Here is a 13,248-nt window from a genome sequence, read left to right as displayed (position 1 = left end):
GAGAAAACGATCATGTCTTTATTACAAATCAGTGAACCTGGAATGACAGCCGCACCGCACCAACGTAAGCTTGCTGCGGGTATTGACCTTGGTACGACTCACTCATTGATAGCGACAGTTCGTAGTGGTCAAGCAGCGGTTTTACCTGATAATCAAGGCCGCTATTTGTTACCTTCTGTTGTAAATTATCAAATCGATAGCAAACAAGTTGGTTGGGAAGCAAAACAATTAGCTGAACAAGATCCCGTCAATACCATTATTTCAGTGAAAAGAATGATGGGGCGCTCCTTGGCTGATATCCAGCAACGCTACCCTGAACTTCCTTATCAGCTAACATCAAGTGAAAAAGGTTTACCTTTTATTCAGACCATTGCCGGTCAAGTTGATCCTATTCAAGTTTCTTCTGATATTTTGAGAACATTAGCGAAAAGAGCAGAAGAAACACTGGGTGGTGAGATGGATGGCGTGGTAGTGACTGTGCCTGCTTATTTCGATGATGCGCAACGTCAGGGTACCAAAGATGCGGCTCGTTTAGCGGGTCTTCATGTTCTGCGTTTATTAAATGAACCTACCGCCGCCGCAATTGCTTATGGACTTGATTCAGGGCAAGAAGGTGTTATTGCTATCTATGATTTAGGTGGTGGTACTTTTGATGTCTCCATTTTACGTTTAAGCCGTGGCGTATTTGAAGTGCTCGCGACCGGTGGCGATACGGCACTCGGTGGCGATGATTTCGACCAAGTATTAGCCCAGTGGATTGCAGAACAAGCAGGCTTATCGATACAAGACGATCATCAATTTAATCGTCAGTTATTAAATATTGCGACTGAAACTAAAGTGGCTTTAAGTGATGCAGACAAAGTAGTTATTAACTTGGCTAATTGGCAAGGTGAAATTCGTCGTGAGCAATTTGATGCGCTGATTGAAACTTATATTAAACGCACGCTGATGGCTTGTCGTAGAGCGCTAAAAGATGCACAAGTTGAAATTGATGAAATACTGAATGTCGTCATGGTCGGTGGCTCAACTCGGGTTCCTTTAGTGAGAAATAAAGTCGGTGAGTTTTTTGGTAAACAGCCATTGACCTCAATTGATCCCGATAAAGTAGTGGCTATCGGTGCTGCCATTCAGGCAGATATTTTAGTGGGTAATAAACCGGATAGCGATATGCTTTTGTTGGATGTCATTCCGCTGTCCCTCGGTCTTGAAACCATGGGGGGATTAGTTGAGAAAGTTATTCCACGCAATACCACGATCCCTGTTGCTCGAGCGCAAGAATTTACTACTTTCAAAGATGGTCAAACGGCAATGAGCGTTCATGTGGTACAAGGTGAGCGTGAAATGGTCGCAGATTGTCGCTCCCTTGCACGTTTTGCTTTGCGTGATATCCCTGCGATGGCCGCAGGTGGCGCCCATATTCGAGTCACTTTCCAAGTGGATGCCGATGGGCTGCTTAGTGTGAGCGCAATGGAAAAGTCGACAGGCGTCGAAGCATCTATTCAAGTTAAGCCATCTTATGGATTAACTGACAATGAAATTTCAAACATGATTAAAGATTCAATGAGTAACGCGCAAGATGACCTTAATGCGCGCCGCCTTGCGGAACAAAAAGTTGAAGCGGCAAGAGTGCTTGAAAGTTTAACGAGTGCATTAGAGCAAGACTCACATTTACTGACGCCTACAGAAGAGTCAGAAATTGATAATGCAGTCGATGAGTTAATTAAAGCGATTGAAGGTGTTGACCCAATCGCAATTGAAAATGCCATTAAACAACTGGATAAGCAATCGCAGGAGTTTGCGGCCCGTCGAATGGATTCATCTATTCGCCAAGCGCTGTCAGGTCATTCTGTGGATGAGATATAATTATGCCTAAAATAGTTTTTTTACCTCATAGTGATTTATGTCCAAACGGTGCAGTTGTTGAAGCACAGCAGGGCGAGTCAATCTTAAATGTTGCGCTACGCAATGGGATTGAAATTGAACATGCCTGTGAAAAATCATGTGCCTGTACAACGTGCCATTGTATCGTTCGTGAAGGCTTTGATTCATTAGAAGAAAGCAGTGAGCTAGAAGATGACATGTTAGATAAAGCATGGGGTCTTGAGCCTGAAAGTCGATTAAGCTGCCAAGCGGTTGTGACGGATGAGGATTTAGTCGTGGAGTTGCCTAAATATACTGTTAATCATGCTCGTGAGCACTAAATGCTCGTCATATTTCGCGCTGTAGCGTTGTTGGCTTCTTTCGCTAATCTTAGTCACATACTTATGTATGCTCCTAAGTCTTAGCTCAATTGCCGCCTAGCTACAACCCGAACTATTTAGAGCATTAATTACTAGTTATATTTCGTGCTGTAGCGTTGTTGGCTGCTTTCGCTAATCTTAGTCACATACTTATGTATGCTCCTAAGTCTTAGCTCAATTGCCGCCTAGCTACAACCCGAACTATTTAGAGCATTAATTATTGATATATTCTTAAAATAATCTTGCTGCATATATCATTGCAATGATGCTAAGACGACTATCAAACTGTTACTAACGAATGATTTAGGGGAAAACATGAGCTTAAAATGGTCTAATAGCCGCGAAATTGGCGAAGCACTCTATGATGCATTTCCCGATATCGATCCGAAAACCGTGCGCTTTACTGATATGCACCAATGGATTTGTGAGTTAGACGAGTTTGATGATGATCCACAGAAGTCTAACGAAAAAATCCTTGAGGCCATTTTATTGGTTTGGTTGGATGAATTTGAGTGATATCGCAAATGAGAGCAAAAGCCGAACTACTGTTAAAACAGAGTTCGGTTTTTTATTTAATATCAGCACTATCTTGATATCCCTAGCGCTATTTATCAGTTAATGTAATCACATCGCCGATAGAATTATAGGCTTTTCGGCTGCCTGCAAAAATGGATAAAGAGAGAGAAATAATGACTAAACAAATTATGCCAGTAATGATTTCTTGTGAACCCGCAGCGCCTTGTTGGGGCGAGGGTGCACTACTCAGTTCTGGCAACAATGGGATGACTATTCATCTAAAACATCCAGGTAAATTATGTGCAGTGCAAAGTGCGGGCCGTAAACTAGATGGTCAAGGTATTCGTAATGTTTCGCTAGTAGGCGAAGAGTGGGATTTAGAAAAAAGTTGGGCATTTTGGCAAGGTTTTCGTGCACCCAAAGGTGCGAGAACGATTGAATGGCCAGTATTACCAGAAGCGGAACGCAAAGAGCTAGAAAACCGTATCCGTACGATTGACTGGGTACGTGATGTGATTAATGCCCCAGCAGAAGAATTAGGTCCAGAGCAATTAGCGAAAAGGGCCATTGACTTGCTATGTACCGTTGGCGCACAAGATATTAGCTATCGTATTGTTAAAGGTGATGATTTAGCTCAGCAAGGTTACGCAGGTATTCATACTGTCGGTCGTGGTTCCAGTCGTGCACCTGTCTTTCTTGCTTTAGATTACAATCCGGGTGCTAATCCTAACGCACCCGTATTTGCTTGCTTGGTCGGCAAAGGAATTACATTTGACTCGGGCGGTTACAGTCTTAAGCCGTCTTCATCGATGAATTCAATGAAAGCCGATATGGGTGGCGCGGCGACACTTGCAGGTTCATTAGCCTTAGCAATCAGCCGTGGTTTACAAAAACGTGTAAAAATGTTCCTGTGTATTGCTGATAACATGGTCAGTGGTAATGCATTCAAATTAGGCGATATTATTCGTTACCGTAATGGTAAATCTGTTGAAATCATGAATACGGATGCGGAAGGTCGTTTAGTACTGGCTGATGGTTTGATTGATGCAAGCAAAGAAAAGCCAACACTGATTATTGATGCAGCAACATTGACTGGTGCAGCAAAAACAGCCGTTGGTGGTGATTATCACGCAGTTTTAAGCTTTGATGATAAATTAGTTTCTGAATTAATGAATGCTTCTGATGAAGAATTTGAACTATTCTGGCGCTTGCCATTAGCTGAATTCCATCGCCAACAACTCCCGTCAGGTTTTGCTGATTTAAACAATATTGCGGCTCCTTCTCATAGTGCTGGCGCAAGTACTGCGGCAGCATTTTTATCGCATTTTGTTGAAAATTATCGCCAAAATTGGGTGCATATTGATTGTTCAGCAACGTACCGTAAATCACCTGTTAGCTTATGGGCGGAAGGTGCAACCGGTATTGGTGTGCGCACTATCGCTAATTTATTAGTGAGTAAAGCTAAATAAGTCAGTGGTATTTAGCCGTTATAGGCATGAGTTATAGGGCATGGGAAGGCAACTTTTCATGCCTATTTTTTACGTGAATGAAATTGCGAGTATAATACGTAAAATTATTTCTAAATTGCAGAGGATTGGCAATGTCGCAGCAATCAAATGATAAAGCATCTAACTCAGAAAGTGAGATTGAATATACGGAATTAACCGTACCAGAAGGCTCGGCTCTTAAATTAAGTGTGCTTGAGCAAGAGCCTGAAGCGTTAACAACTGCGTTAAGTGAATTCTTTAAACAACATAAAGTCATCAGACGAGCCTTTATTGTTTCGGCGCTCGAAAATGAAGATGGCGAAGAAATGACGATTTTAATGGTTGCATTAGAGTTTGTCGCGGGTGCTGAAAATATTGATGCCATTATTCATGATGCGGGAACACTGGCTTGTGAATATTTAGCAGATGAAGAATCAATTGATTTTTGCTTAGTTAATGAAGAAGAAAAAGGTCTCAGTCACTTTATTACTCAGCATGTTCAACCTTTCTATCAGCGCCGTTTAGGTAGCTTTTTGCGTGATACCATTCCAATTAAAAATACGTAATTAATTCCCTTCTTAAAATAAAGACTAGTTTTTACTGGTCTTTATTTTTCCGTTTTGTCTGATAGGTGTTTTTATAACATTCTGTTAAATTACGTCGATAATTGAAACAATATCGACGGTCTTGGTATATTGATAATATACGGTCTTGGTATATTGATAATATTAAGTTAAATCTAAATCTCTTAAATGTTCAAACAATCAGTTTGAGCTCAATAAACATAATAATTTTAACTCGTTAAAGGATGGGACGGTAATGAAACAACAATCAAGTTGGGCTTCATTGACGGGTCTAAAAACCAAAAAGCGTTATATTGCACTTGCATTAGCATCTGTTGTGGCATTAGCGGGTTGTGATAATACGGAAGAGACCACTAAAAAAGACACCAATGTTTCTTCAACAGCAAGCGAAAATCAAGTTAAAACAGCACCAGTTGCGGAACAAAAGAAATCCGCACCAAAGCTCTCTACTGAAGAGATGGTGAAAAAATACGCAGGAAAAGATCTGGAAATTCTTGATGCCTCTGAGCTACAGCTTGATGGCGCTAGTGCTATGGTTGTCACTTTCTCAGTACCTATTGAGCCTAACCAAGATTTCGGCCAATTTTTAAATCTTGTTGATGTTAAAGCTGGAAAATTAGATGGTGCATGGGAACTTTCAGATAACCAATTAGAGTTACGTTTCCGCCACTTACCACCATCTAAAGAGCTGAACCTATCTGTTATTCCTGGCATTAAAGCGGTTAACGAACGCACGATTACAGCAAACTTTGATAAAAAATTCCAAACTGCACAAATTATTCCAACGGTTGGTTTTGCAAGTAAAGGTTCTTTATTACCAAGTAAAGTTGCACAGGGATTGCCTGTCATTGCACTTAATGTTGATAAAGTCGACGTTAACTTTTTCCGTGTTGATGAAAAACAATTACCACAATTTTTAGCAACTTGGCAATATCGCAGTAATTACGAATATTGGTATTCAGATGAATTTCTCGATAAAGTTGAGCTTGCCTATACTGGACGTTTTGACCTTAATCCAGATAAAAATACCCGCCAAACTGTTTTATTACCGCTTAAAGATATCAAAGAATTACAGCAAGATGGCGTGTATCTAGCCATCATGCAAAAAGCGGGTAGCTATAGTTATCAGTTCCCTGCGACTGTTTTTACTCTCAGTGATATCGGCGTTTCATTACATAGTTATCAAGACCGTGTCGATGTCTTCACGCAATCCCTTGCAAAAGGTTCCGCCATTAAAGGTGTTGAGCTACGCATTCTTGATGATAAAGGACAGTTAGTAACGAAAGGCACGACTGATGGTGATGGTCATGCACAATTAGAAAAATTAGCAGGTGGAAAGTTATTACTGGCAACCCATGAAGGGCAAACCAGTATGATTGACTTAACACAGCCTGCACTTGATTTATCTGAGTTTGATATTTCAGGCCCTGCTGGTTTTGCAAAGCAATTTTTCACCTTTGGACCGCGTGATCTTTATCGTCCGGGGGAGTTATTATTAGTCAATGGCTTGCTGCGTGATGGCGATGGTAATCCAGTTAAATCACAACCCGTTAAAGTTGATGTATTAAAAACGGATGGGCAAGTTGTTCGTAGTTTTGTTTGGCAGCCGCAAGAGAAACAAGATGGCTTGTATCAATATCAATTTGAAATCCCTAAAAATGCAGAGACGGGGGGTTGGTCACTCCGCTTTGATTTAGGTGATGGCTCTCCTTTGCGTTATTACAAATTTAATGTTGAAGATTTTATGCCAGAGCGTATGGCACTTGATATTACGACGAGTGATACCCCAATTTTGAATACTGAATCAGTTGATTTTGATATTCAAGGTCGTTATCTCTATGGTGCACCTGCGGCAAATAACGAGCTGCAAGGGCAAGTTTTGCTCAAAGCAAACCGTGAAGCCGTTGCTAAATTACCCGGCTTTGAATTTGGTGCCATGAATGAAGAAGGTTTACCTCGTAAACTGGATGAGTTTGACCTAACGTTAAATGATAGCGGTGAAACCGTTATCTCACTGCCAAAAAGTAATTGGGAATCTACGCGTTCACCTATTTCTGCAATCTTACAAGCGAGCTTATTAGAAGCGGGTGGGCGACCAGTGACCCGTCGCGCTGAACAAGCGATTTGGCCTGCGGATAAGCTAGTCGGTATTCGTCCATTATTCGCTAAAAAAGAAATTTATGATTACCGTACTGACCGTTATGTAAAACGTCATAATGTTGATGAGAATTCATTAGCAGAGTTTGAATTAGTCATGGCCGATGCGGCGGGTAATAAACTCGCGGCTGAAAATTTAACAGCACGTTTAGTGTACGAGCGCCGTGATTATTACTGGAGTTGGTCTGAAAGTGGTGGTTGGTCATCAAATTATGATCAAAAAGATTTAGTGATGGCAAATGAAAATATTACGATTGCTAAAGATGGTACCGCCAAGATTGCTTTCCCTGTGGATTGGGGCACATTTCGTTTAGAAGTGTTGAATCCTGAAAATCAATTAGTCAGCAGCATTCAGTTCTGGGCGGGTTATTCATGGCAAGATAACACTGGCGGTAGTGGTTCTGTTCGTCCTGATCAGGTCAAATTAAGCTTGAATAAACCGGCCTATTTACCGGGCGAAAAAGCGAAAGTTCGTATTGAATCACCAAAAGCGGGTAAAGGTTATATTTTACTCGAATCTAGCGATGGTCCGCTGTGGTGGCAAGAAATCGACGTGCCTGAAAATGGCTTAGATATTGAAGTGCCTGTGAATAAAGAGTGGGCGCGTCATGATCTCTATATTTCTACCGTTGTTGTGCGTCCAGGGGATGATTCAAAAGAAGCGACCGTAAAACGTGCGGTTGGCGTATTACATCTTCCGATAGCCGATGAAAATCGTAAAATTGCCTTGGCATTAACCTCGCCAAATAAAATGCGTCCGAATCAAGATCTTACGGTAAAAATTAAAGCGACTGCGCAAGATGGAAAACCACTGCCTGAGAAAGTCAATGTGATACTTTCTGCGGTGGATACGGGCGTCTTGAATATTACTGATTTTAAAACGCCAGATCCGTACGATGCTTTCTTTGGTCGTAAGCGTTACAGCGTTGATCAATATGATGTTTATGGTCATCTGATTGAAGGCCAAGGTAAAGTGGCTAACTTACGTTTTGGTGGTGATGGTGAAGATGCCGCAATGGAACGTGGGGGAATGAAGCCGCTGACTGAAGTACAAATCATTGCAGAGCAAGCGCAGCCTGTCACATTAGATAAAAATGGCGAAGGTGAAATTACTCTCGCTATTCCTGATTTTAATGGTGAATTGCGTTTAATGGCTCAAGCATGGAATGGAAAAGATTTTGGTCATGCCGATAGCAAAGTAACAGTTGCAGCGCCACTAGTGACACAAATGTCAATGCCACGCTTTATGGCGGGCGGAGATAAGTCCTATTTCTCTCTTGATCTCACTAATATGACTGAGAACACTCAGAATGTATCAGTGACCTTTAAAGCAACAGGGATGGTGAAACTTGATGGCGTGACCAGCCGTGAAGTTGAATTGCAAAAAGGTAAACGCACCACGTTAACATTGCCAGTAAAAGCTGATTATGGCTTTGGTGAAGGTGAAGTGACCATGACCGTTAATGGTGTGAAGATTAAAGGTGAAGCGAGCAAAGACTACAGTAATAGCTGGAAAGTCGGGGTTCGTCCTGCTCAGCCTGCGGAAACCATCTCTTTTGCTACGACGATTGAGCCCGGTACTGCATGGTCGTTGCCAGCCAACGAAATCTTAGGTTTGCAACCGGATACGCTTGAAGGGCAAGTGCTACTAAGTAGTCGTCCTCCGATACAAATCTCTCGTTATATCAGAGAATTATTTGCTTATCCGTATGGTTGCCTTGAGCAAACCATTAGTGGGTTATATCCGTCTTTATTCTCTACACAAGCAGAACTGAAGAAATTAGGTATTAATTCTCAAACTGATGCAGATCGTCATAAAGCGATTGAAATTGGTATTCCTCATTTGTTAAGTATGCAACGTGGGGATGGCGGTTTTTCCTTATGGGACAGAAATGGTTCAGAGGAATATTGGTTAACCGCTTATGCTGCTGACTTTTTAAATAAAGCCAATCAACGTGGTTTCACCGTACCACAGGATGCGTTGAATAATGCGAATACGCGTTTGTTAAGCTATTTGCAAGATGCAAATCAAATTAATTACCCTTATACCGATAACCAAGCTGGTGCCCGTTTTGCAACTCAAGCCTATGCAGGTTTAGTGCTAGCAACTCAACAAAAAGCGCCGCTTGGTGCACTTCGTCAGATTTATGGACAAAATAGTAATGCCACCAGTGGATTACCATTAGTTCAATTAGGTGTGGCGTTGAATTTGATGGGCGATAAAGCGCGCGGTGAAAGTGCGATTATTGATGGTCTGAAAAAACAACGCAGTGGTTATAGCTATGTGGGCGATTATGGTTCTGTGGTTCGTGATGATGCATTGATCATTGCATTACTAAATGAATACAACCTGATGCCTAAATCACGTGATCAAAAATTACAATCGTTGGCGAATAATTTGACCTCACAGCGTTATTTCTCAACTCAAGAAAATAATGCGCTGTACTTAGCGGGTCGTTACTATGTCAATGAAACTGAAACACCATGGAAAGCGCTGATCAATGGACAAGAACCTCCGATGGTTTCTGATAAACCCGTGAGTGAGTTCTTGACCAAAGAGCAGATACAAAATGGTTACAGTATTGAAAATAGCGGCACTAATACACTTTATACTCGCTTGAATGTGGTTGGTTATCCACAGAGCTCACCAAAACCGAGTTCAAATGTACTTGGTGTTCAACGTAGTTACTATGATATGAAAGGTAATCGCGTTTCACTTGATAGACTAAGAAGTGGTGAAATGGTGGTGGTTAAATTGGATGTTACTGCATCTCAAACCGTACCCGATGCACTAGTTGTTGATTTGTTGCCTGCTGGTTTAGAGTTAGAAAACCAAAACTTAGCGAATAGCAGTGCGAATCTCAGTGAGTCAGCACCAAACTTACAAGAGATGATTGATGATATGCAACAATCGCAAATTCGTCATATGGAATATCGTGATGACCGCTTTGTGGCCGCTGTTGAAGTTCAACAGTATAAACCAACGACCTTGGTTTATTTGGCGCGTGCGGTAACGCCGGGTGTATATAGCATTCCAGTACCGCAAGTGGAATCCATGTATGTACCTGAATGGCGTGCAACAGGCTATTCAGATGGTAAATTAGAAATAGTGCGTTAATCTTCACCTTAAGCCCTTATATTGTATGATATAAGGGCTTTCTTCTTAACTAGCGGTACATTCATCAATGAAAAAATGGTTATGTCGCACTGGATTGACTCTCGTGTTTCTGGTGATTTTGTTGCCTTTATTATTTTTGGCAGCAGATAAAATTTGGCCATTGCCAATTAAACAAGTTGAAATGGCACGAACCGTTGTCGCGGCTGATGGGACGCCTCTTTGGCGCTTTGCCGATAAAGACGGTATTTGGCGCTTTCCGGTTAAACTGGATGAAGTATCACCTGAATTTATTGAAGCGCTACTGACTTATGAAGATCGCCATTTTTATCGTCATCCGGGCGTGAATCCCTTTTCACTGGTGAGAGCAACTGGGCAGTTTATCAGTTCAGGACGAATTGTCTCTGGCGGTAGTACTATCTCTATGCAAGTGGCTCGGTTAATTGACCCGCATGACCGCACGCTTTTGGGCAAATTGAAACAGTTGTGGCGTACTGCGCAACTTGAATACCATTATTCAAAAGATGAAATTCTTGAAATGTATCTCAATCGGGCGCCTTATGGTGGAACGATTGAAGGAATTGGCGCAGCAAGTTGGGTTTATTTGAATAAATCTCCCGCTAAATTGACCTCCAGTGAAGCGGCATTATTTGCTGTTTTACCTCAAGCCCCAAGTCGTTTAAGGCCAGATCGTTACCCTCAACGGGCTCAAATTGCACGTGATAAAGTCTTAGATAGGCTTGTCGAGTATCAAGTTTGGAGTGCTGAAAAAGTTGCAGACATCAAACAAGAGCAAATTTGGCTAGCTCCACGCAAAAATCCACATTCAGCGCCTTTGTTGGCTCGTCGAGTTGTAAAAGATACTCAGGAGCCTGTCATTGAAACAACCATTGATGCGAGTTTACAAAGCCAATTGGAAGAGATGGCGTTAAATTGGAAAAATCAGCTACCTAAACAAACCTCCCTCGGCATATTAGTTGTTGATCATACTGATATGAGCGTGAAAGCGTATATTGGTTCGATAGATTTTCAAGATGACAGCCGTTTTGGTCATGTTGATATGATAAGTGCTTGGCGCTCACCCGGTTCAACATTGAAACCATTTTTATATGCATTAGCAATGGATGATGGGCTCATTCATGCGGAATCATTATTACAAGATGTTCCCCGGCGTTTTAACGACTATCGTCCTGGTAATTTTGATAGTGGTTTTAATGGTCCCGTTAGTGTGAGCGATGCTTTAGTGCGCTCACTGAACTTACCTGTTGTGCAATTACTGGATGTTTATGGGAGTAAACGATTTACGGCGCAGTTACGTAATGTTGGTACTGAGTTACGTTTTCCTATGGGGAGCGAGCCCAATCTATCATTAATCTTAGGCGGTACTGCAACGAGAATGGATGATTTGGTCGCTGCATATAGTGCATTTGCTCGCCAAGGTAAGGTTTCTCCTCTTCGTTTTAAACCGACAGATACATTGCGTGATAGAACATTAATTTCACCGGGAGCGGCTTGGATTATTCGTCGCATTATGGGGGGAGAAGCGCGACCAGTACCGGATATGAATTTATCGGGACAATTAAATTTGGCGTGGAAAACCGGTACCAGTTATGGTTATCGCGATGCTTGGGCTATTGGCGTTAATCCTCGCTATACCATTGGTGTTTGGGTTGGACGTCCTGATGCGACGCCAGTGGCAGGGCAGTTTGGTTTTGCCACAGCAATTCCAATTATGAATCAAGTCAATAATATGTTGTTGGCGAGAATATATCAGTCCCACGAGCCGTTACCGAAAGATACTAAACCTGCTAGTGTGAGCCAAGCGGTTATTTGCTGGCCGGGTGGAACCGCGTTACTTCAAGATGATAATAATTGTCGCCAGCGCCGTTTGAGCTGGATTTTGGATAATACAATTCCGCCAACGCTAATGGCAAGAGACCAAGAATCATTATTGGGATTAAGACAAAAAATTTGGTTGAACGACAAAGGTTTACAAGTTGCGGCTGATTGCCCAAATGCGACAGAAAAAGAGGTCCATCTGTGGCCAATTACTGTTGAATCATGGCTTCCAGCAAGCGAGAAACGAGAAAACCGTTTACCAAAACCAGATTTAGCTTGCCCTCCACTTAAACTTGAAATGCCGCCATTGCATATTTCGGGTATTCGAGATGGTGAGGTGTTACAGCGATTACCGGGCAAAACCAGTTTAGACTTGCGCCTAGTGACTCAAGGTGGTCAGGGGAATAAATGGTGGTTTTTAAATGGCGAGCAAGTCAATGAAACTGAACATAATGGCAGTATTTTACTGACGTTGGATAAGGTCGGAAACTATCAGATTTCAGTATTAGATTTGAGCGGACAGGTGACAGCATTAAACTTTAGAGTTAAGTAGTAGACAAAAAGTGTGACTTAGTCAAAAAAATAGTATTTTTTGCTACGAAAAGTTTAACAAAATGTTGATATGACTGTAGGAAATTGTAACTGTAACCCCTATAATCAACGCCTTATTTTCTGCTTCCTTGGATCAGGAATAGAAATAATATTAAAACTAAAACAGACTCATATTTTTATACTCTTGATATAAAAAGAATAAAAAATTAAAGTCAAATAAAACGCTAAGAGGTTATTTATGACGGTTCAACGTACATTTTCAATTATCAAACCAAATGCAGTGAAGAAAAATGTGATTGGTGCAATCTATCATCGTTTTGAAAGCGCTGGCTTTTCTATTATTGCTGCTAAAATGATGCATTTGACGCGTGAACAAGCGGAAGGCTTTTACGCAGAACACAAAGGTCGTCCTTTCTTTGACGGTTTAGTTGAGTTCATGACTTCAGGTCCAATCATGCTGCAAGTTTTAGAAGGTGAAAATGCAATTCAACGTCACCGTGATCTGATGGGCGCAACAAACCCAGATAACGCTTTAGCCGGCACTTTACGTGCAGATTACGCTGATAGCTTCACTGAAAATGCAACACACGGTTCTGATTCTGAAGAGTCAGCAGCACGTGAAATCGCCTATTTCTTCGCTGAAGATGAAATTTGCCCACGTTAATACATAAATTTAGCGTGTAATAATTGTAATGCATTAGCATTATGATTATAAAGTTTGTACAATGCTCGCCCTGTTAATCTATTTATAGGTTAAC

The 13,248-nt window shown here is 41.6% G+C and carries 8 protein-coding genes; all 8 read left to right on the top strand.

Annotation, left to right across the window (positions count from 1 at the left end):
• Positions 1 to 12: 12 nt before the first annotated feature.
• The 8 genes from hscA to ndk all read left to right on the top strand — a co-directional run bounded on the left by hscA (position 13) and on the right by ndk (position 13,154).
• Positions 13 to 1,863 (top strand): Fe-S protein assembly chaperone HscA, encoded by a 1,851-nt coding sequence (hscA, locus tag AAZR93_RS06135; RefSeq protein WP_434719255.1) that lies wholly within the window; start codon positions 13 to 15, stop codon positions 1,861 to 1,863.
• Between the two features lie 2 nt (positions 1,864 to 1,865).
• On the top strand, positions 1,866 to 2,201 hold the full coding sequence (gene fdx / locus AAZR93_RS06130; RefSeq protein WP_294110606.1) for an ISC system 2Fe-2S type ferredoxin: 336 nt from the start codon (positions 1,866 to 1,868) through the stop codon (positions 2,199 to 2,201).
• Positions 2,202 to 2,555: 354 nt separating this feature from the next.
• A complete protein-coding gene (gene iscX, locus AAZR93_RS06125) occupies positions 2,556 to 2,756 on the top strand; it encodes a Fe-S cluster assembly protein IscX (protein WP_336431049.1) in 201 nt (66 codons plus the stop codon).
• A 173-nt stretch (positions 2,757 to 2,929) separates the two neighbouring features.
• Complete coding sequence (gene pepB / locus AAZR93_RS06120; RefSeq protein WP_294110609.1) at positions 2,930 to 4,225, top strand: aminopeptidase PepB; 1,296 nt, start codon at positions 2,930 to 2,932, stop codon at positions 4,223 to 4,225.
• Positions 4,226 to 4,356: 131 nt separating this feature from the next.
• A complete protein-coding gene (locus tag AAZR93_RS06115) occupies positions 4,357 to 4,809 on the top strand; it encodes an enhanced serine sensitivity protein SseB C-terminal domain-containing protein (protein WP_434719254.1) in 453 nt (150 codons plus the stop codon).
• Positions 4,810 to 5,062: 253 nt separating this feature from the next.
• Positions 5,063 to 10,102: an MG2 domain-containing protein gene (locus AAZR93_RS06110; RefSeq protein ID WP_294350069.1), complete on the top strand. Its 5,040-nt coding sequence runs from the start codon at positions 5,063 to 5,065 to the stop codon at positions 10,100 to 10,102.
• A gap of 67 nt (positions 10,103 to 10,169) precedes the next feature.
• A complete protein-coding gene (pbpC, locus tag AAZR93_RS06105) occupies positions 10,170 to 12,491 on the top strand; it encodes a peptidoglycan glycosyltransferase PbpC (protein WP_434719253.1) in 2,322 nt (773 codons plus the stop codon).
• A 237-nt stretch (positions 12,492 to 12,728) separates the two neighbouring features.
• Positions 12,729 to 13,154: a nucleoside-diphosphate kinase gene (ndk, locus tag AAZR93_RS06100; RefSeq protein WP_294110618.1), complete on the top strand. Its 426-nt coding sequence runs from the start codon at positions 12,729 to 12,731 to the stop codon at positions 13,152 to 13,154.
• Positions 13,155 to 13,248 lie beyond the last annotated feature (94 nt).

The organism is Providencia sp. Je.9.19, from assembly GCF_051129765.1.
Classification (GTDB): Bacteria; Pseudomonadota; Gammaproteobacteria; order Enterobacterales; family Enterobacteriaceae; genus Providencia.
This window is presented reverse-complemented; position numbering and strand designations above follow the sequence as displayed.

Coding starts and splice junctions, on each gene's coding strand:
- AAZR93_RS06110 (WP_294350069.1), top strand. CDS start 5,063: ATGAAACAACAATCAAGTTGGGCTTCATTGACGGGTCTAAAAACCAAA.
- pepB (WP_294110609.1), top strand. CDS start 2,930: ATGACTAAACAAATTATGCCAGTAATGATTTCTTGTGAACCCGCAGCG.
- AAZR93_RS06115 (WP_434719254.1), top strand. CDS start 4,357: ATGTCGCAGCAATCAAATGATAAAGCATCTAACTCAGAAAGTGAGATT.
- hscA (WP_434719255.1), top strand. CDS start 13: ATGTCTTTATTACAAATCAGTGAACCTGGAATGACAGCCGCACCGCAC.
- ndk (WP_294110618.1), top strand. CDS start 12,729: ATGACGGTTCAACGTACATTTTCAATTATCAAACCAAATGCAGTGAAG.
- fdx (WP_294110606.1), top strand. CDS start 1,866: ATGCCTAAAATAGTTTTTTTACCTCATAGTGATTTATGTCCAAACGGT.
- iscX (WP_336431049.1), top strand. CDS start 2,556: ATGAGCTTAAAATGGTCTAATAGCCGCGAAATTGGCGAAGCACTCTAT.
- pbpC (WP_434719253.1), top strand. CDS start 10,170: ATGAAAAAATGGTTATGTCGCACTGGATTGACTCTCGTGTTTCTGGTG.